Source organism: uncultured Ramlibacter sp. (genome assembly GCF_936925435.1).
Classification (GTDB): Bacteria; Pseudomonadota; Gammaproteobacteria; order Burkholderiales; family Burkholderiaceae_C; genus Ramlibacter.
This window is the reverse complement of sequence record NZ_CAKZHQ010000052.1, coordinates 1-20,120: the sequence shown is the minus strand read 5'-3', so window position 1 is coordinate 20,120 and position 20,120 is coordinate 1. Positions and strand designations below refer to the sequence as shown.

Annotated in this window: 19 protein-coding genes and 1 pseudogene; 10 read left to right on the top strand and 10 right to left on the bottom strand. The window is 68.5% G+C overall.

The features are described 5' to 3' along the window. The first annotated feature begins 2 nt into the window (after positions 1-2). The 3 genes from Q0632_RS21735 to Q0632_RS21725 are packed head-to-tail and all read left to right on the top strand — an operon-like array spanning position 3 to position 2,527. Positions 3-368 carry a CbiX/SirB N-terminal domain-containing protein gene (locus Q0632_RS21735; protein WP_298934221.1) on the top strand — a complete coding sequence of 122 codons (366 nt, stop codon included), beginning with the start codon at positions 3-5 and terminating at the stop codon, positions 366-368. 52 nt (positions 369-420) lie between these two features. Beyond that, positions 421-1,365, top strand: coding sequence for a CysB family HTH-type transcriptional regulator (locus Q0632_RS21730; RefSeq protein WP_298934219.1), 945 nt, complete (start codon positions 421-423; stop codon positions 1,363-1,365). Beyond that, positions 1,355-2,527 (top strand): pyridoxal phosphate-dependent aminotransferase, encoded by a 1,173-nt coding sequence (locus Q0632_RS21725; protein ID WP_298934217.1) that lies wholly within the window; start codon positions 1,355-1,357, stop codon positions 2,525-2,527. Before Q0632_RS21730 ends, Q0632_RS21725 begins: the two co-directional genes overlap by 11 nt. Before the next feature lie 12 nt (positions 2,528-2,539). On the opposite strand, the gene Q0632_RS21720 is transcribed toward Q0632_RS21725, so the two are convergent. Continuing rightward, positions 2,540-3,241: a (2Fe-2S)-binding protein gene (locus Q0632_RS21720; RefSeq protein WP_298934216.1), complete on the bottom strand. Its 702-nt coding sequence runs from the start codon at positions 3,239-3,241 to the stop codon at positions 2,540-2,542. Between the two features lie 217 nt (positions 3,242-3,458). On the opposite strand from Q0632_RS21720, the gene Q0632_RS21715 reads away from it, so the two are divergent. Further along, the gene (locus Q0632_RS21715) at positions 3,459-3,617 is read left to right on the top strand and encodes a DUF3309 family protein (protein WP_298934214.1); all 159 of its coding nucleotides are present in this window, start codon (positions 3,459-3,461) and stop codon (positions 3,615-3,617) included. On the opposite strand, the gene Q0632_RS21710 is transcribed toward Q0632_RS21715, so the two are convergent. The 3 genes from Q0632_RS21710 to Q0632_RS21700 all read right to left on the bottom strand — a co-directional run bounded on the left by Q0632_RS21710 (position 3,614) and on the right by Q0632_RS21700 (position 6,132). After that, the gene (locus Q0632_RS21710) at positions 3,614-4,855 is read right to left on the bottom strand and encodes an NnrS family protein (RefSeq protein ID WP_298934212.1); all 1,242 of its coding nucleotides are present in this window, start codon (positions 4,853-4,855) and stop codon (positions 3,614-3,616) included. The genes Q0632_RS21715 and Q0632_RS21710 overlap by 4 nt on opposite strands. Then, positions 4,848-5,264 (bottom strand): group III truncated hemoglobin, encoded by a 417-nt coding sequence (locus Q0632_RS21705; RefSeq protein WP_298934210.1) that lies wholly within the window; start codon positions 5,262-5,264, stop codon positions 4,848-4,850. Before Q0632_RS21705 ends, Q0632_RS21710 begins: the two co-directional genes overlap by 8 nt. A 133-nt stretch (positions 5,265-5,397) precedes the next feature. After that, the gene (locus Q0632_RS21700; RefSeq protein ID WP_298934208.1) at positions 5,398-6,132 is read right to left on the bottom strand and encodes a sulfite exporter TauE/SafE family protein; all 735 of its coding nucleotides are present in this window, start codon (positions 6,130-6,132) and stop codon (positions 5,398-5,400) included. Positions 6,133-6,224: 92 nt separating this feature from the next. On the opposite strand from Q0632_RS21700, the gene Q0632_RS21695 reads away from it, so the two are divergent. Then, positions 6,225-8,366, top strand: coding sequence for a response regulator (locus Q0632_RS21695; protein ID WP_298934206.1), 2,142 nt, complete (start codon positions 6,225-6,227; stop codon positions 8,364-8,366). Here the strand turns inward: Q0632_RS21695 and Q0632_RS21690 are convergent. From Q0632_RS21690 to Q0632_RS21675, 4 genes are read right to left on the bottom strand one after another with little or no spacing between them, the layout of a single operon-like run. After that, entirely contained in the window at positions 8,363-9,196 is an 834-nt protein-coding gene (locus tag Q0632_RS21690) for an aldo/keto reductase (protein ID WP_298934204.1), read from the bottom strand. The genes Q0632_RS21695 and Q0632_RS21690 overlap by 4 nt on opposite strands. 10 nt (positions 9,197-9,206) lie before the next feature. Next, on the bottom strand, positions 9,207-13,073 hold the full coding sequence (gene hrpA, locus Q0632_RS21685) for an ATP-dependent RNA helicase HrpA (protein WP_298934237.1): 3,867 nt from the start codon (positions 13,071-13,073) through the stop codon (positions 9,207-9,209). A 58-nt stretch (positions 13,074-13,131) separates the two neighbouring features. Next, positions 13,132-13,500 (bottom strand): STAS/SEC14 domain-containing protein, encoded by a 369-nt coding sequence (locus tag Q0632_RS21680; RefSeq protein WP_298934202.1) that lies wholly within the window; start codon positions 13,498-13,500, stop codon positions 13,132-13,134. 27 nt (positions 13,501-13,527) lie between these two features. Then, complete coding sequence (locus tag Q0632_RS21675; RefSeq protein ID WP_298934200.1) at positions 13,528-14,748, bottom strand: diguanylate cyclase; 1,221 nt, start codon at positions 14,746-14,748, stop codon at positions 13,528-13,530. Positions 14,749-14,867: 119 nt separating this feature from the next. Between Q0632_RS21675 and argA the strand changes: the two genes are divergently transcribed. The 4 genes from argA to Q0632_RS21655 all read left to right on the top strand — a co-directional run bounded on the left by argA (position 14,868) and on the right by Q0632_RS21655 (position 18,098). Beyond that, positions 14,868-16,217, top strand: a complete 1,350-nt coding sequence (gene argA / locus Q0632_RS21670) for an amino-acid N-acetyltransferase (RefSeq protein WP_298934198.1) — start codon at positions 14,868-14,870, stop codon at positions 16,215-16,217. Positions 16,218-16,229: 12 nt separating this feature from the next. After that, on the top strand, positions 16,230-16,478 hold the full coding sequence (locus Q0632_RS21665; protein WP_298934196.1) for a DUF1272 domain-containing protein: 249 nt from the start codon (positions 16,230-16,232) through the stop codon (positions 16,476-16,478). A gap of 194 nt (positions 16,479-16,672) precedes the next feature. After that, positions 16,673-17,359 carry an alpha/beta family hydrolase gene (locus tag Q0632_RS21660; protein WP_298934194.1) on the top strand — a complete coding sequence of 229 codons (687 nt, stop codon included), beginning with the start codon at positions 16,673-16,675 and terminating at the stop codon, positions 17,357-17,359. A 58-nt stretch (positions 17,360-17,417) separates the two neighbouring features. Next, positions 17,418-18,098 carry a phosphoribosyltransferase gene (locus tag Q0632_RS21655; RefSeq protein ID WP_298934192.1) on the top strand — a complete coding sequence of 227 codons (681 nt, stop codon included), beginning with the start codon at positions 17,418-17,420 and terminating at the stop codon, positions 18,096-18,098. A 6-nt stretch (positions 18,099-18,104) separates the two neighbouring features. On the opposite strand, the gene Q0632_RS21650 is transcribed toward Q0632_RS21655, so the two are convergent. Both Q0632_RS21650 and Q0632_RS21645 read right to left on the bottom strand, forming a co-directional pair. Then, positions 18,105-18,635, bottom strand: coding sequence for a disulfide bond formation protein B (locus Q0632_RS21650; RefSeq protein WP_298934190.1), 531 nt, complete (start codon positions 18,633-18,635; stop codon positions 18,105-18,107). A 27-nt stretch (positions 18,636-18,662) separates the two neighbouring features. After that, a complete protein-coding gene (locus tag Q0632_RS21645) occupies positions 18,663-19,937 on the bottom strand; it encodes a TOBE-like domain-containing protein (protein ID WP_298934188.1) in 1,275 nt (424 codons plus the stop codon). A gap of 60 nt (positions 19,938-19,997) precedes the next feature. On the opposite strand from Q0632_RS21645, the pseudogene Q0632_RS21640 reads away from it, so the two are divergent. Beyond that, a pseudogene (locus Q0632_RS21640) lies at positions 19,998-20,120 on the top strand (flagellar assembly peptidoglycan hydrolase FlgJ); the annotation flags it as partial.

Here is a 20,120-nt window from a genome sequence, read left to right as displayed (position 1 = left end):
CCATGCCCGGGCGCAAAGCCATCATCCTGTTCGGTCACGGCTCGCGTGATCCCCTCTGGCGCCAGCCCATGGAGGCCGTGGCCGCCCGGCTGGCCAGCCGCCAGCCGCAGCTGCCGGTGCGCTGTGCCTATCTGGAGCTGGACCAGCCCGACCTGCGCACGGCGGCGGACCAACTGCTGGCCGCCGGCGCCCGCATCATCACCATCGTGCCCATGTTCCTGGGCACAGGCCGCCACGCCCGGGAAGACCTGCCGGCCCTGGTCCATGCTCTGCGCCATGAGCACCCCGGCGTTGCCTTCCGGCTACAGACGGCCGTGGGAGAGGACACGAGGGTGCTGGATCTGCTGGCCGACATTGCAATGGAGTAGATTCGATAGATGGTTTCGGCCATAATGAATTTCTCTCTTAGAAGAAATTCGTATGAATCTTCACCAATTCCGCTTCGTCCAGGAAGCAGTCCGCCGCGGTCTCAACCTGACCGAGGCCGCCAAAGCGCTGCACACCTCACAGCCGGGGGTCTCCAAGGCCATCATCGAGCTGGAAGAGGAACTGGGCGTGGAAATCTTCGCCCGCCACGGCAAGCGCCTCAAGCGCGTCACCGAACCCGGTCAGCATGTCCTGAGCAGCATCGAGCTGATCATGCGCGAGGTGGGCAACCTCAAGCGCATCGGCGAGCAGTTCAGCGCCCAGGACAGCGGCACCCTGTCGATCGCCACCACCCATACCCAGGCGCGTTACGTGCTGCCGGTGCCGGTGGCCAAGCTGCGCGAGGCCTATCCCAAGGTCAACGTCAGCCTGCACCAGGGCTCACCCGACCAGGTGGCGCGCATGGTGATCGACGAAGTGGCCGAGATCGGCATCGCCACCGAATCGCTGTCGGACTACACCGAGCTGGTCACCCTGCCCTGCTATGAGTGGCAGCACGTGCTGGTGATGCCGGTGGACCATCCACTGGCCAAGAAAGAGCGCATCTCGCTGGAAGACCTGGCGGCCGAACCCATCATCACCTACCACCCGTCCTTCACCGGCCGCACGCGGGTCGACAATGCCTTCGCCGCGCGCAAGCTGACACCGCGCATCGCGCTCGAAGCCATCGACTCGGACGTGATCAAGACCTATGTGCGCCTGGGCCTGGGCATCGGCATCGTGGCCGAGATGGCGGTGCGCGACGACGGCAGCAACGCCGACCTGGCTGTGCGCCCCCTGGGCAGCCTGTTCGGCCAGAACATCGCCCGCGTGGCCTTCAAGCGCAGCGCCTATCTGCGAAACTTCGTCTACAAGTTCGCCGAGCTGCTGTCTGACAGGCTCGACCGCAACCTGATCGCCAAAGCAATGACCGGCCACGTGAACGACTATGAGCTCTGAAACCCTCGTCCGCACTCCCCACATCGAAACCAAGCTGCCGGCCGTCGGCACCACCATCTTCACCGTCATGTCCGGCCTGGCCGCCGAAAAAGGCGCGGTCAACCTCGGCCAGGGCTTTCCGGACTTCAACTGCGACCCCAAGCTGGTCGAAGCCGTCACCGACGCGATGACCCAGGGCCTGAACCAGTACCCGCCCATGACCGGCGTGCCGGTGCTGCGCGAGGCGGTGGTCGCCAAGATCGCCAGCATGTACGGCCACAGATACGACGCTGCGACCGAGATCACCATCACCGCCGGCGCCACCCAGGCCATCATCACCGCCATCCTGGCCGTGGTGCGGCCCGGCGACGAGGTCATCGTGCTCGAGCCCTGCTACGACAGCTACGTGCCCAACATCGAGCTGGCCGGCGGCACCGTCGTGCGCGTGCCGCTGACGCCCGGCACATTCCGTCCCGACTTCGCAAGAATAGCCGCCGCCATTACCCCGAAGACCCGCGCGATCCTGGTCAACAGCCCGCACAACCCCAGCGCCACCGTCTGGTCGCGCGAAGAGATGTTGCAGCTGCAGGACCTGCTGGCGCCCACCGAGATCCTGCTGATCAGCGACGAGGTCTACGAGCACATGGTGTTCGACGGCCAGCAGCACCAGAGCGCGGCGCGCTTTCCCGGCCTGGCGGCGCGCGCCTTCATCGTCTCGAGCTTCGGCAAGACCTACCACGTCACCGGCTGGAAGGTCGGCTATGTGGCGGCGCCGGCCCCGCTGTCCGCTGAATTCCGCAAGGTCCACCAGTTCAACGTCTTCACGGTCAACACACCGGTGCAGTACGGCCTGGCCAGCTACATGGCCGACGCCCAGCCCTATCTGGAGCTGCCGGCCTTCTACCAGCGCAAGCGCGACCTGTTCCGCGAGGGTCTGGCGGCGCGCACCAAGTTCAAGGTTCTGGGCACGCAGGGCAGCTACTTCCAGTGCGTGGACATCTCCGGCGTCAGCGACCTGCCGGAAGAAGACTTCTGCAAATGGCTCACCACAGAGATCGGCGTCGCCGCCATCCCGCTGTCGGCCTTCTACGGCAATGGCTTCGACCAGCGGGTGGTGCGCTTTTGCTTCGCCAAGAAGGACGAGACCCTGCAGCTGGCGCTGGACCGGCTGGCCAGGCTCTGAGCGCCGGCGGCCTCAGCACTGCACCGGGTTGCGACAGAACCGGCTCAGCTCACGCACCACGGCCTGGCCGCTGACCGCGCTCCTGGCCCTGGGCCCGACGTCCAGGCTCAGTTTCATCTCGTACTTGCGAAAGAAGGCGTCGAACAGCTCGCCGCCCAGCGTGGCGTAGGCCGTCAAGCTATCGGCACGGGCGTCATGGGCCAGCAGCACCGCGCACAGTGGTTGCGGCGCCGGCCCCGCCAGCACCTGGGCGCCGCGCGCCGGGTCGTACTGGCTGTGCTCGGCGCAGCAGTGAATCAGCTGGTCCTGCACGCCGCGCTGGGCCCTTGTCTTGCGAAAGCTGATGAAGCTGACGTCACGGGTCGGGTAGACCAGCTGGTGGGCGCAGATGGCGCTGAAGGCCACGATGCTGCGCAGCGCTCCGACGCCGCCGGGCCAGGCATAGGCATCGCGGTTCTGCGTGCTCAGGGTCTGGGGCGCAGCCGGCTTGCCCAGGTCGAGCAGGAACACCGGCGTGGCCTCGAAGGGATAGTGAAAGACATAGTTGGTCGCCACCTGCAGGCGCGAAGCCCTGACCGGGTCCCCCTGCTCGTCGACCAGCAGCGCACGTGCATAGGCCTTGGGCCGCGCGTCGGCGGCGAGCGCCGGCCAGGACGCCGCCGACGCGCAGGCCGCGCCTGCCGTGCAGGATCCGATGAAACCGCGCCTGTCCATGGGCACTGCTCCCGAAGCGAAGCCCCAAGCTAACCAGCGGCCAGGCCCCTTGTCACCGCGGTTTGTACCGAAGAACAAAGTACCGTTTGTGCCGATGGTCACCGAGGCCTGCGGCCTTGCGGGCGTAGGAAGGGCCTGACCGCAAGGCGCGGCAAACCCTGTCGAGCTTGCCCCGCTGCGAATGCCAACATGGCTGCATTCAACACCGGAGAACTCCATGTCCCTATCCCTGCTCCTTCTGATCGTCGTGATCCTGCTGCTCGTCGGCGCCCTTCCCACCTGGGGCCACAGCCGCAGCTGGGGCTACGGTCCCAGCGGCGGCCTCGGCCTGGTGCTGGTGGTGCTGCTGGTGCTGCTCCTCATGGGCCGCATCTAGAGCGCCCGTCCCCGCGCCGGCAACCCCAGGGTTGCCGGCGGCAAGGCCGCGGCGTCCAGCCGCGGACGCAGCATCATTGGCACGAAACGCCACAGGTACAGCGCGAACGCCAGCACCCAGGCCGTGGCCGAGGCATGCAAGACTGCGGGCGTCGTGACGAATGGCGCCAGGGCCAGCAGGCGCAGCGCAGCAGCGGCGATCACCAGGCCATAGCAGCAGACGATCAGCCTGTCGGCGCGCAAGGGCTGGCCCAGGTGGCCCAGCGCGGTGCGCGTCACCATCCCCATGACCAGGACAGAAAAACCGGCGACGCCCACCACATGGGCGGGCCATGCCGCGCGTTGCACCCAAGCTGCCGCATGCGCGCCCGCCACCAGCAGGCCGATGCCCAGCCCGGCATGGCCGATGTACAGAATCCAGAGCAAGGGCACGCGGCGCACGGCCCAGGGCTTCCAGGCCAGCACCTGGACCAGCGCGATCGCGCCGGCCGCCGCCAGCGACAGGGCCGCCGCCTGGCCCCAGCCCAGCAGGCCCAGGCCGATGGCCGCGCCCAGCGCCGCCAGCTGCCACTGGCCACTGCGCGTGTGCTGCGGGATTTGCAGACCTGCGACCGCGCGCATCGCGAAAAACGGAATGACCCGGCGCGCCACCAGCAGCGCGATGCCCGCCATGCACAGCAGCCCGGCGTTGAAGCCCTGCATCAGCAGGGAATGGTCGCCGCGCCATGCGGCCAGCAGGAACAGGCCATCGGCCGAGCCCAGCGCCAGAAGGGCCAGCGGCACCCCGTAGTTACGCTGGCTGCGCGAGCGCCAGACGGCGTTGCCCAGCGCCGCGCCGGCCCAGGCGAAAAACGCCAGTTCGCAGGCTGTGGCCACACCAAAGGCCTGGGCGCCGGGCACGAGGTAGCCCGCCCGCGCCAGCATCCACAGCAGCACCAGTCCGCCCAGCGCCCGGCCCTTGAGCGGGTTGATCCCGGTCCAGTTGCTGCCTGCCGTCAGGAGGAATCCCACCGCGATGGTGGCAATAAAACCCCAGAGCATCTCGTGGACGTGCCAGGCCACGCCGGCGAGCCGGCCGGCCAGCAAGGCAGGCGCGAACACCCACAACGCCACCGAGACGGCAGCCCAGAAGCAGCCCGCCAGGTACAAAGGCCGGAAACCCAGCTCGAGAAAGGCGCCCCACTGCGGCGGCGCCGGTTTCGTTGCAGCCGGCTGCGTGGTCCGCAGCAGCTCAGACATCGGACAAGGCCGCCGGCAGCGCGTCCGGGTCGCGCTGCATCTGGTAGCCCAGCCACAGGCTCTGCGCGATGCGCCCGGCGGCCGCACAGGCCTGGCCAGCCATCGCCTGGTTGGGCTGGACGGCGGCGACCTCGTGGAACAACCGCAGCCAGCGCTGGAAAAGTTCGGCCGTCAAGCCGGGCAAGGCGGCATGCCTGGGCATGGGAGCGCCGCTGAAACGGCCGGTGCGGCGCAAGATCGAGGACCAGAAGTCCACCAGCTTGGCCAGATGGCCGTCCCAATCGCCGATGCGCGCGTCGAAGATGGGACCGAGCACTTCGTCCGCGCGCACCCTTGCATAGAAGCCGTGCACCAGGTGCGACACATCCTCCTCGGTGCACAGTTCGGTGGCCGGCGTGCTGTTGTCCATGCACAGCATGATGCAGCATGGCCCGCGTCGCGGCTTGATCCAGGTCAAGCAGCGCGCCGATGCGTCGACCCAAGCCCGGCTCGCTATTGTTTCAGGAGCAAACCGGGTCCATTGGACGGGGGCCAGGAGAGGTTCATGCCTTGAACAAGGCGGCCCACAGCATGGTCGCGCCGGCCACGCCCAGCAGGCCGTCCATCAGCAGGCGAAAGCGCTGCGGGTCGAGTTGGCGCACGTAGCGCTTGGCGATGAAGGCGCCAGCGACCAGCGAGCTGCCGATGACCAGACCCTTGCCCACCGCGTCCAGCGGCAGCGCGCCCAGGCTGCGGAACGCCACGGCCTTGGCCAGGTAGACCGCCAGCGAGCCCAGCGCCTCCGTGCCCAGGTAAGCGCCCTTGACCAGTCCATAGGCCAGGAAGAACGGCGCGTTGATCGGGCCGGTGCTCACCACGATGCCGGTCAGGAAGCCAATGACCGCGCCCAGCAGCGCCATATGGCCCAGCGACAGCCGCCATTGCTGGCGCGCCATCCAGCGGCGCACCGGGATCATGACGATGAAGAACACCCCCAGCGCCGCTTCCACCGCACGCGAGGGCAGCGCCAGCAAGGTGGCTGCGCCCAGCGCAGCAGCCGGTGCGCCAGTGACGCTGTAGGCAGCGACCGCCTTCCAGTCGACCTCGCGCCACCAGGCGACCACCCGGGACGCATTGGCCATGATGGAGGCGATGGCCATGATGGGCACGGCCTCGCGCGGGCCGAACACCAGCACCAGGGCCGGCATCAGCATGATGGAAGTGCCGAAGCCGACGATGCCGCCGAGCGTGCCGGCCACCAGGCCCAGCACAAGGACGAGGGCGAAGTCGAACGGCATCAGGCGATCATACGGACCCGGCAGCCTAAGCAATTCACTTAGGCCGGGCGGCGGCGCCAACCCTAGAGTGTGTCCATTCGACCTCACTCGCCATGGAACGCATCTTCACAGCCATCGCTGGCCTGATCGCCTTCATTGTCGCGGTCGGCCTGCCTGCGGGCTACTTCACGGTCCACTACAAGATCCAGGCCGCCGAGATCCGCACCGAGGCGCAGATCCATTCAGCCTGGATCAGCAGCGTGATCGACGCCGATCCGGCCTCCTGGAAGTCCGAATCGGCGCGTCTGGGCTATCTGCTGTCGCGGCGCCCGGAACTGGGCGGAGCCGAAAGCCGTGTGCTGCTCAAGGAAGGCCGGATGGTGGCCGAGCACGCCGCGGAGCTCCTCAGCCCGCTGCTGCACACCAGCGTCGCGATCGACGGCAGCACCGGCAAGGCCGACACCCTGGTCATCAGCCGTTCGCTGCGCGCCCTGGTGGAACAGACCGTCTTCCTGGCCTTCCTGTGCGCAGTGATCGCCGCAGTGCTGTTCTCCTTCGTGCGGGTGCTGCCGCTGCGGCTGATCCGCAAGTCCGGCCTGCTGCTGCTGCGCGAGCAGCGCCGCCGGCGCGCCATGAAGTCGGCGCTGGACGCAGCCACCTCCAATGAGGCCGCTGCCACGCGCCGGGCGGCGCGGGAAAAAAGCCAGCAGCAGGCCATCCTGCGCGCGCTGATCGACTCCTTCCCCGACCTGATTTCCTACAAGGACCCGGACGGCCACTACCTGGGCGGCAACACTGCCTTCGAGAAACTGCACGGCAAGCCCATGGCGCAAATCATCGGTCGCACCGATGCAGACCTGCACCAGGACGAGCGCGCCGCCCTTGTGCGCGCGCGCGACCGCGAGATGGTGCGCACGCTGCAGCCGCTGTTCCTGGAAGAGTGGCTGACCATGGCCGACGGCAGCCGCGCCTGGATGGAAATCCGCAAGACGCCGTTCTGGGACAACGAGGGCCGGCTGATCGGCCTGGTGGGCATCGCCCGCGACATCACCGAGCGCAAGAAGGCCGAGGATGCGATCCGCCAGGCCAAGGAACTGGCCGAGGAAGCCACGCGCATGAAGTCGGACTTCCTGGCCAACATGAGCCACGAGATCCGCACGCCGATGAACGCCATCCTGGGCCTGTCGCACCTGGTGCTCAAGACCGGGCTGGACACGCGCCAGCGCGCGTTCATGCACAAGGTGGAGCTGTCGGGCCAGCACCTGATGCGCATCATCAACCAGATCCTGGACTTCTCCAAGGTCGAGGCCGGCAAGCTCGAGATCGAGCAGGCCGACTTCGAGCTGCAGGCCCTGATGGACATGGCCACAGGCCTGCTGGCCGAGCGCTGCCAGGCCAAGGGCCTGGACCTGGCCTGCTCCATCGCACCCGACGTACCGCGCCATCTGGTGGGCGACAGCCTGCGGCTGGGGCAGATCCTGATCAACTACGCCGGCAATGCAGTCAAGTTCACCGAGCGCGGCGGCATCCTCATCTGCGTGGAAATCGAGCAGCGCCTGCCCAGCCAGGTGCTGGTGCGCTTCTCGGTGCACGACACCGGCATCGGCATGGCGCAAGACCAGAAGCGCCGGCTGTTCGAGAGCTTCCACCAGGCCGATTCCTCGACCACCCGCAAGTACGGCGGCACCGGCCTGGGGCTGGCCATCTCCAGGGAGCTGGCCACGCTGATGGGCGGCGAGGTCGGCGTCGACAGCGCGCCCGGCCAGGGCAGCACCTTCTGGTTCACTGCGCGACTGGGCCTGGGCGTCGCGGCGCAGCCGGCGCTTGCCGCGCCGATGGACAGCGCAGGGGCAGCCGCGCCGGCCCTGCGCAACGCGCGCATCCTGCTGGTGGAAGACAACGACATCAACCAGATCGTCGCCAGCGAGATCCTGCGCGAGGCGGGCTGCGACGTCGAGATCGCGGACAACGGCCGTATCGCCGTGGAAATGGTGCGTGCGCGGCCCTACGACATCGTGCTGATGGACATGCAGATGCCCGAGATGGACGGCATGGAGGCGACGGCGGCGATCCGCAAGCTCGATCGCCACGGCGCCGTGCCCATCATCGCCATGACGGCCAACGCCATGCAGCAGGACCGCCAGCGCTGCCTGGACGCTGGCATGAACGACTACATCAGCAAGCCGGTCGATCCGCAGCAGCTGTGGCGTGTCGTCGCCCAGCACCTGGGCCTGGACGCCTCACCCGGCAACTAGAGCATCTCCAGCGGCGCGGGGCCGGTGGGCGGCGGGAACAGCCGGTCCAGGGCCGCCAGAGCCTGCGCGTCCAGGTCCCGTTGCAGCGCGCCCAGGTTGTCCTGCAGGCGCGCGCGCGACGCCGTCTTGGGAATCGCCACCACGCCATCGCAGCGCAGCACCCAGGCCAGCGCCATCTGGGCCGGCGTCATGCCGTGGCGCTGCGCCAGGGCGGCCAGGCGGTGGTCGCGCAGCAGGCGGCCCTGCTCCACGGGCGAATAGGCCATCACCGCCTTGCCCTGGGCACGCAGCCAGGGCACCAGGTCCCATTCGACGCCGCGCCGCATGAGGTTGTAGAGCACCTGGTCCAGCTGCGCCTCGCGCCCGCCCGGCAGGGCCTGCAGCTCGTGCATGTCGGCCAGGTCCAGGTTGCTCACGCCCCAGTGGCGGATCCAGCCCTCACGCTGCAGCGCCTGCATGGCCTCCACCGTTTCGGCCAGCGGCACGCTGCCGCGCCAGTGCAGCAGGTACAGGTCGATGCGGTCGGTGCCCAGGCGCTGCAGGCTGGCGCCACAGGCGGCGCGCATCTTCTGGCGCGAGGCGTTGTGCGGATAGACCTTGCTGACCAGGAAGACCTGCTCGCGCCGGCCGGCGATGGCCTGGCCGACCAGGCGCTCGGAGGCGCCCTCGCCGTACATCTCGGCGGTGTCGATCAGGCGCAGGCCATTGTCGATGCCCAGTTGCAGCGTGGCGAGTTCCTCCTGCCGCAGCGCCGGATCGTCCCCCATGTTCCAGGTGCCCATGCCCAGGACCGGGACGCTTTCGCCGCAGGGCAGGACGACTTGCTTCATGGCCGCATTGTCAGCTGTTCAACTGGCCCCAGACCTTGTCCAGCCGCTTGACGCTGACCGGCTGGGGCGTACGCAGCTCCTGGGCAAAGAAGCTCACGCGCAGCTCCTCCAGCAGCCAGCGGAACTCCTGCATGCGCTCGTCAACCGCGCCCTTGCGCTCGGCCACCAGGCGCCAGTAGCGCTGCTCCTGCGGGCGCAGCTCGGCCAACCTGGCGGCGTCGCGCGCAGGGTCGGCGCGCAGCTTGTCCAGCCGCAATGTGATGGCCTTGAGGTAGCGGGCAAGGTGCTGCAGCGCAGACCAGGGTGTGGCGGCCAGGAAGCGCTTGGGCAGCAGGCGCTGCAGCTGTTGGGCGGCGTCGGCCGTGGCCTCGGGCCCTATCCTGGTGTCCTTGATCTTGCGCGCTGCCGTGGCGTATTCAGCCAGGATGACGCCGGCCAGCCGCGCCACCTCGTTGGCGATCAGGGTCAGGCGGCCGCGCCCCTCCTCCACCCTGCGCTTGAAAGCCGCCTCGTCGCTGGGCAGCGGATCGAGCAGAAAGGCCCGGTCCATCGCCACGTCGATGATCTGGGCGCGCAGTTCTTCCTGCGAGCCCAGCGGCATGAAGGCCACCGCCATCTTCTGCAGCTCGGGGATATTCTTCTCGAGGTACTTGAGCGCATCCTTGATCTGCAGGGCAAACAGGCGGCGCAGGCCGGCCCGGTGTTTGGCCGCTGCCACCTCGGGCTCGTCGAAGACCTCGATGCTGACAGCGTCGCCCAGGTCGATCAGGGCCGGAAAGCCCACCAGGCTGGCCCCGCCCTTGCGCACCTCCATCAGCTCGGGCAGCTCGCCAAAGCCCCAGGCCGTGAACTTCTGGCCCATGACCACGGCCGGAGCTGCTCCTGATCCAGGAGCATGCTTTCCAGAAAGGACGGGGGCTACAGCCGTTTTTTCTTCTGAAACCGGGCTGGAGCCGGCTTTCTCCAGCTTCATGCCCGCCAGGGCCTGGAAGGCGCCGCGCGCCTGCGCGCCCAGATCCGCCTTCAACGCGCCCAGGTTGCGGCCCATGCCCAGCTGGCGGCCGTGCTCATCGACCACCCGCAGATTCATGAACAGATGGGCCGGCAGCATGTCCAGCTTGAAGTCGGTGCGCTTGACGTCCAGGCTGGTGGCGTCGCGCACCCGGCGCAGCAGCGTGTCGGTCAGCGAACCGCCGCCCCAGGTGTCGGGCTTTGTCAGTTCCTCGGTCAGCCGCGCGGCCGACTCGGGCAGCGGCACAAAGCGCGAGCGCGGCTTTTGCGGCAGGCTTTTGAGCAGGCCCTGGACCTTGTCCTTGAGCATGCCGGGCACCAGCCATTCGGCGCGGTCCTCGCTGACCTGGTTGAGCACGAACAGGGGCACGGTCACCGTCACGCCGTCGCGCGCGTCACCGGGCTCGTGCAGGTAGCTTGCAGCGCAATCCACGCCGCCCAGGCGCAGTGTTTTGGGGAAGGCGTCGGTGGTGATGCCGGCCGCCTCGTGGCGCATCAGCTCGTCGCGCGAGAGTTGCAGCAGCTTGGGGTTCTTGCGGCTTTCCTCGCGGTACCAGCCCTCGAAGGTGGCGCCGCTGAAGACATCGGGCGGCAGCTGCTGGTCGTAGAAGGCGTAGATCAGCTCGTCGTCCACCAGCACGTCCTGGCGGCGCGACTTGTGCTCCAGCTCCTCGACCTGCTTGACCAGCTTCTGGTTGGCGGCCAGGAAGGGCAGACGGGTCTCCCACTGGCCGTCCACCAGGCCTTCGCGGATGAAGATCTCGCGCGCGCCCTGCTGATCGACCCGGGCAAAGCCCACGCGCCGGCCGCTGTAGACCACCAGGCCGTAGAGCGTGGCACGCTCCAGCGCCATCACCTCGGCCGCCTTTTTTTCCCAGTGCGGGTCCAGCACCTGCTTCTTGAGCAGATGGCCGGCCACCTGCTCGATCCATTGCGGCTCGATGTTGGCGATGCCACGGCCGAACAATCGCGTGGTCTCGACCAGCTCCGCCGCCACGATCCAGCGGCCCGGCCGCTTTTTCAGGTGGGCGCCGGGGTGCGGGAAGAACTTGATGCCGCGCGCGCCCAGGTACTCGCCCCCCTGGCCCGCGCCCGGCGCCGCCGGGTCTTCCATCTTCCAGCCGATGTTGCCCAGCAGGCCGGCCAGCATGGACTTGTGCAGTTCCTCGTAGCCGGCCGGCCGGGTGTTCAGGCGCCACTTGTGCTCGGCCACCACGGTGTGCAGCTGCGAGTGGATGTCGCGCCACTCGCGCACCCGGCGGATGTTGATGAAGTTCTGCCGCAGCAGTTGCTCGTACTGGCGGTTGGACAGCTTGTGTTCGTTGTCGTGGCCGCCGCGCGCGTCGTGGATCCACTTCCAAAGCCGGATGTAGCCCGAGAACTCGCTTTTCTCGTCGTCGAACTTGGCGTGCTGCTGGTCGGCCTGGGCCTGCAGCTCCATGGGACGGTCTCGCACGTCCTGCACCGACAGGGCCGCGGCGATCACCAGCACCTCGTCGAGCGCGCCGCGCTGGCGCGCCTCCAGGATCATGCGGCCCACACGCGGGTCCAGCGGTAGCCGCGACAGCTCCTGGCCGATGGACGTCAACTCGTTGTCGTCGTCCACCGCGCCCAGCTCATTGAGCAGTTGGTAGCCGTCGGCAATGGCCCGCGGCGACGGCGCCTCCAGGAAGGGAAAGCGCGCCACGTCGCCCAGGTGCAGCGACTTCATGCGCAGGATCACGCCGGCCAGCGAGGAGCGCAGGATTTCCGGGTCGGTGAAGCGCGGGCGGCCGTTGAAGTCTTTCTCGTCGTACAGGCGGATGCAGATGCCGTCGGCGACGCGGCCGCAGCGGCCAGCGCGCTGGTTGGCCGCTGCCTGGCTGACCGGCTCGACCATCAGCTGTTCCACCTTGCTGCGGAAGCTGTAGCGCTTGACGCGCGCCGTGCCGGCATCGATCACGTAGCGGATGCCAGGCACGGTCAGCGAGGTCTCGGCCACGTTGGTGGCCAGCACGATGCGCCGGCCGCCGTGCCCGTCGAAGATACGGTCCTGCTCGGCCTGCGACAGCCGGGCAAACAGGGGCAGGACCTCGGCGTTGCGCGTCAGCGGGCTGTGCGACAGGTGCTTGCGCAGGTGGTCGGCGGCCTCGCGGATCTCGCGCTCGCCGGGCAGGAAAACAAGAATGTCGCCACCGGCATTGCCTTGCCAGAGCTCGTCCACCGCGTCGGCGATGGCGTCGTTCAGGTCATGCTCGCGGCTTTCCTCGAAGGGCCGCCAGCGCTGCTCCACCGGGAAGGTGCGGCCCGAGACATAGATGATGGGCGCAGGACCCTGCGCAGATTCAAAGTGTTTGGCAAAGCGATCGGCATCGATGGTGGCCGAGGTCACCACCACCTTCAGGTCGGGCCGGCGCGGCAGGATTTCGCGCAGGTAGCCCAGCAGGAAGTCGATGTTCAGGCTGCGCTCGTGGGCCTCGTCGATGATGATGGTGTCGTAGGCCTTGAGCAGCGGGTCGTTCTGCGTCTCGGCCAGCAAGATGCCGTCGGTCATCAGCTTGACGGAAGCGTCCCTGGACAGCCGGTCCTGGAAACGCACCTTGTAGCCCACCACCTCGCCCAACGGCGTTTTCAGCTCCTCGGCGATGCGCTTGGCCACCGAGCTGGCGGCGATGCGGCGCGGCTGGGTGTGGCCGATCAGCCGGCCCTGCCCCGCCGGGTAGTTCAGCTTGCCGCGGCCCATGCCCAGGGCGATCTTGGGCAGCTGGGTGGTCTTGCCCGAGCCGGTCTCGCCGCAGACGATGACCACCTGGTGGGCGGCCATCGCCGCGGCGATCTCATCGCGCCGCAACGAGACCGGCAGGGATTCAGGGAAGGTGATGCTCAGGGACGACAAGGACGGGCGCTCAAAGCCCGTGATTATCAGGGGCGGCGCCCCTGCCGGCTCAGGCGCCGCCCATCGCCCATTGCCTGGCCGCTTCCAGGTCCACTGCCGGGAAGCGCCGGATCTCGGCCGCCACGAAATGCGAGGCCAGCTGCTCGGCCACCTTGCCCAGGGCCGAATCGGTGGAGACGGCGATGCGGCGGATCTGCCTGTGGTGCTCGCGCACGAAGCGCACATGGGCAGCCAGCGCGCCCAGGTTCTCCCAGCCGGGAAAGGCCGGGGCCTTGATCACCAGGCCGGCCAGGCCGCCGGTTTGCGTGATGTGCGGGTCCACCGCGGCCGCCAGCTGCTCGAAGTCGGCCTTCTCCAGGCTGCCCTGGAGGCGCACGTGGAGGATGGAGTTCGTGCTGTCCAGGCTGTATTCGATCATCTTGCTCTCCTTGGCTGTGTTGCGGGCTCAGCCCGGGTGGGCCGCCGGCAGTTCGGCGATCTGCTCGGCCTGGTGGTCGAACCAGGCCAGCCGGCTGGAGTAGCTCCAGGCGGTGCGCGACATGGCGCGGCCCATGGCGACGGCGCTGGCCGGCCGCACCTGGGGCGGCGCCTGCAGCACGCCAACCCCGACGTCGGCCACCCACTGGGTCTCGCCGGCCTCCAGGGCGGCCGGATGGCTGCCGGTGCTCAGGGCCACCGGCCGGCCCAGGCGCTGGGCCACCTGGCGAGCCAGTTGCACCAGGGCCTGGGAGTCGCTGGCATTGCGGATCAGCAGCAGGAAGCCATCCTCGGCCAGCCGGCCCATCTCCACCGACAGTGGCACCATGCGGCGCAGGCGGCTGGCGCAGACGAACAGCGCATGGTTGGTGGCGGCGCGGCCATGCAGGTTCTCCAGCGCATAGAGGTTGCCGATCGACACCACGATCACGCCTACCGGCCGGGTTTCGCTCTCGTCGCGCACGAAGGCCGCGCCCAGCATCAGGCCGGTCTCGGCGTGCGAGCGCATGCGGGTGACCGGATCGTAGGCCGGGCCGTGGGCCATCACCTCGCGCAGCTCGATCAGGTAGGAGTAGCGGGTCCACAGCGCGGCCGCCATGGTCGCCAGGTAGGCGATGCCGGCCATTGCGCTGACCGCGTGCAGCGGCCAGGAGACGCGCTCGCCGTCCAGCGCGATCCAGCTCAGGCCCGACACCGCCACCAGCAGGAACAGCACGCCCGCGACCGCCACCCAGGCCAGGCGGTCGCCGCGCACCGCGCTGCGGACGCAGGCGATCAGGGCCGCCATGCCGATGGCCAGGGCCCAGCCCGAACTCAGGGCCAGCGACTGGACCGGCGACAGGCCCCAGCCCAGGGCCATGACGCTGACGGTGAGGAGGGTCAGGCCGCGCACGATCCGTCTGGTCCGGCGGCGATCCCGCAGCACACCCAGCATGGCCAGCAGCATCAGGCCCAGCGCGGCCGAACTGACGGCCGCCAGGTGGGACGCCAGCCGCACCTCCAGGGCCCGGTCGGCAACAGGCAGCCAGCCCAGGTAGGCCACGACGAACAGGGCCGAGACCACGGCCGACAGGGCCGCCGTCAGCGCCACCCGGTGCAGCGAACGGACGAAGGCGAGCAGCGAGACCGCCAGCATGAGCGCGTCGACGCCGAAAAAGGCGCCCCAGAAGGCAACGGCCACGGTGTCCATGAGCAGCGACGATACCTGCAAAGCCGCAGGCTCTCTCCCAACAAATGTTTACCGTACACTTTGCCGCAGTTTTCCTCCCTTGCCCAGCCCTATAGTCGCCTGCCGACCGCCCTGCGCCGATGTCCACTGTTTTCAACTTCACTTTCGTGCCCTGGTTCCGCTCGGTCGCGCCCTACATCCACATGCACCGGGGCAAGACCTTCGTGGTGGGCATCGCCGGCGAGGCCATCGCCGCCGGCAAGCTCCAGCACATCGCCCAGGACCTGGCGCTGATCCAGAGCATGGGCGTCAAGGTCGTGCTGGTGCACGGCTTCCGGCCCCAGGTCAACGAGCAGCTCAAGGCCAAGGGCCACGCGGCCAGGTACTCGCACGGCATGCGCATCACCGACGAGGTGGCGCTCGATTCCGCCCAGGAAGCGGCCGGCCAGCTGCGCTACGAGATCGAGGCGGCCTTCAGCCAGGGCCTGCCCAACACGCCCATGGCCGGTTCGACCGTGCGCGTCATCTCCGGCAACTTCATCACCGCCCGCCCGGTCGGCGTGGTCGACGGCGTGGACTTCCAGCATTCGGGCCTGGTGCGCAAGGTCGATGTGGCCGGCATCCAGCGCACGCTGGACTTCGGCGCCATGGTGCTGCTCTCGCCGTTTGGTTTCTCGCCCACCGGCGAGGCCTTCAACCTGAGCATGGAAGAAGTGGCGACCAGCGTGGCCATTGCCCTGCAGGCCGACAAACTGGTCTTTCTGACCGAGATCGCCGGCATCCGCATGCAGCCGCTGCAACCCGAGGGCGAGGACAACCCGATCGACACCGAGCTGCCGCTGGCGGCGGCCGAGCAGCTGCTGGCCAGCCTGCCCGGCGCGCAGCAGCCCACCGACACGGCTTTTTACCTGCAGCACTGCGTCAAGGCCTGCAAGGCCGGCGTCGAGCGCAGCCACATCATCCCGTTTGCCACCGACGGCTCGCTGCTGCTGGAGGTCTATGTCCACGACGGCATCGGCACCATGGTGATCGATGAGAAGCTCGAGAGCCTGCGCGAGGCCACGGCAGACGACGTCGGGGGCATCCTGCAGCTGATCGAGCCCTTCGAGAAGGACGGCACCCTGGTCAAGCGCGACCGCACCGAGATCGAACGCGACGCAGCCAACTACACGATCGTCGAGCACGACGGCGTGATCTTCGCCTGCGCCGCCCTCTATCCCTACCCCGAAGCGAAGACTGGGGAAATGGCGGCGCTGACCGTCTCGCCCCAGGTCCAGGGCCAGGGCGACGGCGAGAAGGTCTTGAAGCGCATCGAGCAGCGGGCCCGCGCCATGGGCCTGGACAGCATCTTCGTGCTCACCACCCGCACCATGCACTGGTTCCTCAAGCGCGGCTTCGTCCAGGTCGACCCCGACTGGCTGCCCGAGGCGCGCAAGCGCAAATACAACTGGGACCGCAAGAGCATGGTCTTCGTCAAAAAACTGCTCTGAAAGGAGTCCGTGATGCTGCAGCTGCGCCCCAATTGCGAGTGTTGCGACAAGGACCTGCCGCCGGATTCGGGCGAGGCCCGCATCTGCACATTCGAGTGCACCTTCTGCAGTGACTGCGCCGAAAACAAGCTGGCCGGCATCTGCCCCAACTGCGGCGGCGAGCTGCTGGCCCGGCCGCGCCGGCCGGCGTCCAAGCTGGAGCGCCACCCGGCCTCGACCGAACGCATCCTCAAGCCCGCCGGCTGCGCGGCCAGGCCCTGAGCGCCGCCTGACAGCGCCTGATTAGCTATTTTTTTCATAGCATCTCAAGTCCACTGGACAAGGGCTGGCTGCTTTTTTCTTGTAAAACAGGGTGCAGGGCCTACCATGGTGCTTCCTACACAGGAAGGCATGTGGTCTGACAGCGCAGCCCACCCGCCCAGCCTAGTGTGGGCACTTCTTCCGAGGGCCAACCGATGCGCAACCCGACCCATTCCGGCACAGCACATGAAGTCCGCATCCCGTCGGGAGATGCCTGGCTGCACGGCGACCTGGTGCTGCCGCCGGGGGCTGCGGCCCTGGTGCTGTTTGCCCATGGCGGCGGCAGCGGCCGCCACAGCGCGCGCAACCGCCTGGTCGCCCAGCGCCTGCAGGAGGCCGGCATCGGCACCCTGCTGTTCGACATGCTGACCGCCCAGGAAGACCAGGTCGACACGCAGACCCGCGAGCACCGCTTCGACATCCCCCTGATGACCCGGCGCATGCAGGACGCCACCACCTGGGCCGAGTCCCAGCCCGAGCTGCACAACGCCTGCCTGGGCTATTTCGGCGCCAGCACCGGCAGCGCGGCCGCCCTGATCGCCGCCGCCCGCCTGGGCGATCGCATCGCCGCCGTGGTCTCACGCGGCGGCCGGCCCGACCTGGCTGGTTCCGCCGCAGTGGCTGCGGTCACCGCGCCCACCCTGTTCATCGTCGGCGGGGCCGACCCCGCCGTGCTGGAGGTCAACAAGCAGGCCCACGCCCAGTTGCAGGCGCCCAGCCGGCTGGTGATCGTGCCCGGCGCCAGCCACCTGTTCGAGGAGCCCGGCACGCTGGACCAGGTGGCCAAGGTGGCGGCCCTGTGGTTCAGCGCCTACCTGCTGCCGGTGGAGCAGCAGGCATGAGCCGCCCCGCCGCTGCGAAGGCGCATTGCACCGCAGCCCACAGGCCAGAGGTGCTCCAATGATTTTCGAGCCCTCGACCGATCCCCCCCGGCTGCAGGACCGGCGCCACGCCGGGCGCGTGCTGGCCCGGAGGCTGGCGCACTACCGGGGCCGCCCCAACCTGCTGGTCCTGGCCTTGCCGCGCGGCGGCGTGGCAGTGGGCTTCGAGGTGGCCCATGCGCTGGCGGCGCCGCTGGACATCTTGATGGTGCGCAAGCTGGGCTTTCCCGGCCATGAGGAATACGCCATCGGCGCGCTGGCCAGCGGCGGTGTCCGGGTGATGAACACCATGCCGGGCATCGAACTGCCGGCCCAGGTCGTGGATGCCATCGTCGCGCGCGAGCAGGCCGAGCTGGAGCGGCGCGAGCTGTTGTACCGCGACGGCCGGCCGGCCCTGGGCATCCGCGGCCGCACCGTCATCGTGGTCGACGATGGCCTGGCGACGGGCTCGACCATGCGCTGCGCCCTGCTGGCCCTGCGCCAGCAGCACCCCGCCCATCTGGTGGCGGCCGTGCCGGTGGGTGCACTGGCCAGCTGCCAGGCGCTGGACGAGGATGCCGACGAGGTGGTCTGCGCTTTCACGCCCTCGCCCTTCCAGTCGGTCGGCCAGTGGTACCAGGCCTTCCCCCAGTCCAGCGACGAAGAGGTCCACAGCCTGCTCGAAGAAGCGCGGCGCGAGCGGACGCCGGCGCCGCACTGAACGGCTTTACGCCGGCGAGAAGGCGGCGCCGCCGCGACGGCGCGCCTGGCGCACGATCAGCAGCAACGCCACCAGAGCGAAGAAGACAAAGCACAGGAAGGACCAGTTGGCGATGGAGCCGCCCAGGAAGGTCCAGTCGATCTTGGTGCAGTCGCCGCTGCCCTTGAAGATCATGGGGATGGCGCGCTTGAGCGGGAAGGTCTCGATCATCCCGTAGAAGTCGCGCCCGCAAGACGCGATCTCGGGCGGGTACCACTGCAGAAAGCTTTGCCGGGCCGCCACGAAGGCGCCGAAACCGCTGGCCAGCAGGATCAGCACCGCGGCCCCGATATGGATGGATTTTTGCCTCGCAGCCCCCGCCAATCCTGCGAACACCGCTACCAAAATGAGAGCATAGCGCTGCACGATGCACATCGGGCACGGCTCCAGGCCGACCACATGCTGCAGGTAGAGGCCAAAGGCCAGCATGCCCACGCAAGCCAGGCACACCAATGCCAGCACGCGGCGCGGCGCCGTATCAAACCACTGCAAGACCAAATTTTTCTCCCCGATCGGCGCCGCCGCTCAGGTGGCGCCTTCCACGAACACGCGGGCACGGCGTGGTGTCACCACCAGCGTCTCGCCCTCCTTGAAGCCCAGATCCCTGAATTGTTGCGCAGGAATCTGCGCCTCAATGATGGAGTCCTTGTTGGGATTGTCGGAGGGTTGGGTGTCTTCGGCCGGGATAAGTTCCAGCCGGGCGATCGGGCCGACCACGATGGCGCGCGACAACTGCACCACGATGCCGGTGGCGCCCGGGGCGTAACGCTGCACGTCCAGGTCGTGCGGCCGCACATAGGCAAAGGCCTTGGCGTTTTGCGCGCCGGCGTGCTCGGGCGCCTGCAACTGCAAGCCTTCGAGGTGGACCTCGCCCTCGTGGGCGCGGCCGTGGAACATGTTGACGTCGCCCAGGAAGCCGTAGACGAAGGGGCTGGCCGGGTGGTCCCAGACCTCCTGCGGCGAGCCCACCTGCTCCACCTTGCCGGCGTTCATCAGCACCACCCGGTCGGCCACTTCCAGCGCCTCTTCCTGGTCGTGGGTGACGAAGATGGAGGTGACGTGCAGTTCGTCGTGCAGGCGGCGCAGCCAGCGGCGCAGTTCCTTGCGCACCTTGGCGTCCAGTGCGCCGAAGGGCTCGTCCAGCAGCAGCACCTTGGGTTCGACAGCCAGGGCGCGGGCCAGGGCGATGCGCTGGCGCTGGCCGCCGGAGAGCTGGTGCGGGTAGCGGTCGGCCAGCCAGTCGAGCTGCACCAGCTTCAGCAGGGCCATGACCTTGCTCTTGATCTCGGCGTCCGAAGGCCGCGTGGCCTTGGGCCGCACGCGCAGGCCGAAGGCCACGTTCTCGAAGATCGTCATGTGGCCGAAGAGCGCGTAGTGCTGGAACGCAACGCCGACCTGGCGGTCGCGCACGTCGGTGTGCGTGGTGTCCTCGCCGTTGAAGAGTACCTGCCCCGCGTCAGGCATCTCCAGCCCGGCCAGGATGCCGATCACGCCCACCAGCCCGTAGAGCATCACGCGGAAGGGCAGCTCGGCGCTGGCCGGCAGGCTGCTGTGCGCGGTGAACAGCAGCGCCGGCATCAAACCGCCGATGAAGGCCACCAGCACTTCTTGCCCGATCCGGGGCGTGAAGACGCTGCCCCAGTTCTGCCCGGCCACCGGCGTGGCCACCCGCACCCAGGTGCCGCTGGCGTCGGAGGCCGGCGCGTTGTCGCCCGCCGGGTGCTGCAGGCGGTGGCTGGCGCGGGCGCCGCGCTGCCAGTGGAACTGGATCTTGATGCGGTGGTCGCGGTCGGTGTGCACCGGGGCGCCGGTGCCGACCACCAGCGCGCGGGCGCCGTCGAGCGGGCAGCCCTTGCGGCGCAGGCCGCGCACGAAACCGGCTGGGGCCAGCGCAACATCCGCAACGCGGACGGCAGCTCGTCGAACAACCTGTTCGGCATCAAGGCCGGGCCAGGGTGGAAGGGGCCGGTCGCAGAGATCACG

Excerpts from the sequence above, each read along its gene's own strand:
- Q0632_RS21735 (WP_298934221.1), top strand. The coding sequence starts at position 3 with ATGCCCGGGCGCAAAGCCATCATCCTGTTCGGTCACGGCTCGCGTGAT.
- Q0632_RS21730 (WP_298934219.1), top strand. The coding sequence starts at position 421 with ATGAATCTTCACCAATTCCGCTTCGTCCAGGAAGCAGTCCGCCGCGGT.
- Q0632_RS21725 (WP_298934217.1), top strand. The coding sequence starts at position 1,355 with ATGAGCTCTGAAACCCTCGTCCGCACTCCCCACATCGAAACCAAGCTG.
- Q0632_RS21720 (WP_298934216.1), bottom strand. The coding sequence starts at position 3,241 with ATGGACAGGCGCGGTTTCATCGGATCCTGCACGGCAGGCGCGGCCTGC.
- Q0632_RS21715 (WP_298934214.1), top strand. The coding sequence starts at position 3,459 with ATGTCCCTATCCCTGCTCCTTCTGATCGTCGTGATCCTGCTGCTCGTC.
- Q0632_RS21710 (WP_298934212.1), bottom strand. The coding sequence starts at position 4,855 with ATGTCTGAGCTGCTGCGGACCACGCAGCCGGCTGCAACGAAACCGGCG.
- Q0632_RS21705 (WP_298934210.1), bottom strand. The coding sequence starts at position 5,264 with ATGGACAACAGCACGCCGGCCACCGAACTGTGCACCGAGGAGGATGTG.
- Q0632_RS21700 (WP_298934208.1), bottom strand. The coding sequence starts at position 6,132 with ATGCCGTTCGACTTCGCCCTCGTCCTTGTGCTGGGCCTGGTGGCCGGC.
- Q0632_RS21695 (WP_298934206.1), top strand. The coding sequence starts at position 6,225 with ATGGAACGCATCTTCACAGCCATCGCTGGCCTGATCGCCTTCATTGTC.
- Q0632_RS21690 (WP_298934204.1), bottom strand. The coding sequence starts at position 9,196 with ATGAAGCAAGTCGTCCTGCCCTGCGGCGAAAGCGTCCCGGTCCTGGGC.
- Q0632_RS21680 (WP_298934202.1), bottom strand. The coding sequence starts at position 13,500 with ATGATCGAATACAGCCTGGACAGCACGAACTCCATCCTCCACGTGCGC.
- Q0632_RS21675 (WP_298934200.1), bottom strand. The coding sequence starts at position 14,748 with ATGGACACCGTGGCCGTTGCCTTCTGGGGCGCCTTTTTCGGCGTCGAC.
- argA (WP_298934198.1), top strand. The coding sequence starts at position 14,868 with ATGTCCACTGTTTTCAACTTCACTTTCGTGCCCTGGTTCCGCTCGGTC.
- Q0632_RS21665 (WP_298934196.1), top strand. The coding sequence starts at position 16,230 with ATGCTGCAGCTGCGCCCCAATTGCGAGTGTTGCGACAAGGACCTGCCG.
- Q0632_RS21660 (WP_298934194.1), top strand. The coding sequence starts at position 16,673 with ATGCGCAACCCGACCCATTCCGGCACAGCACATGAAGTCCGCATCCCG.
- Q0632_RS21655 (WP_298934192.1), top strand. The coding sequence starts at position 17,418 with ATGATTTTCGAGCCCTCGACCGATCCCCCCCGGCTGCAGGACCGGCGC.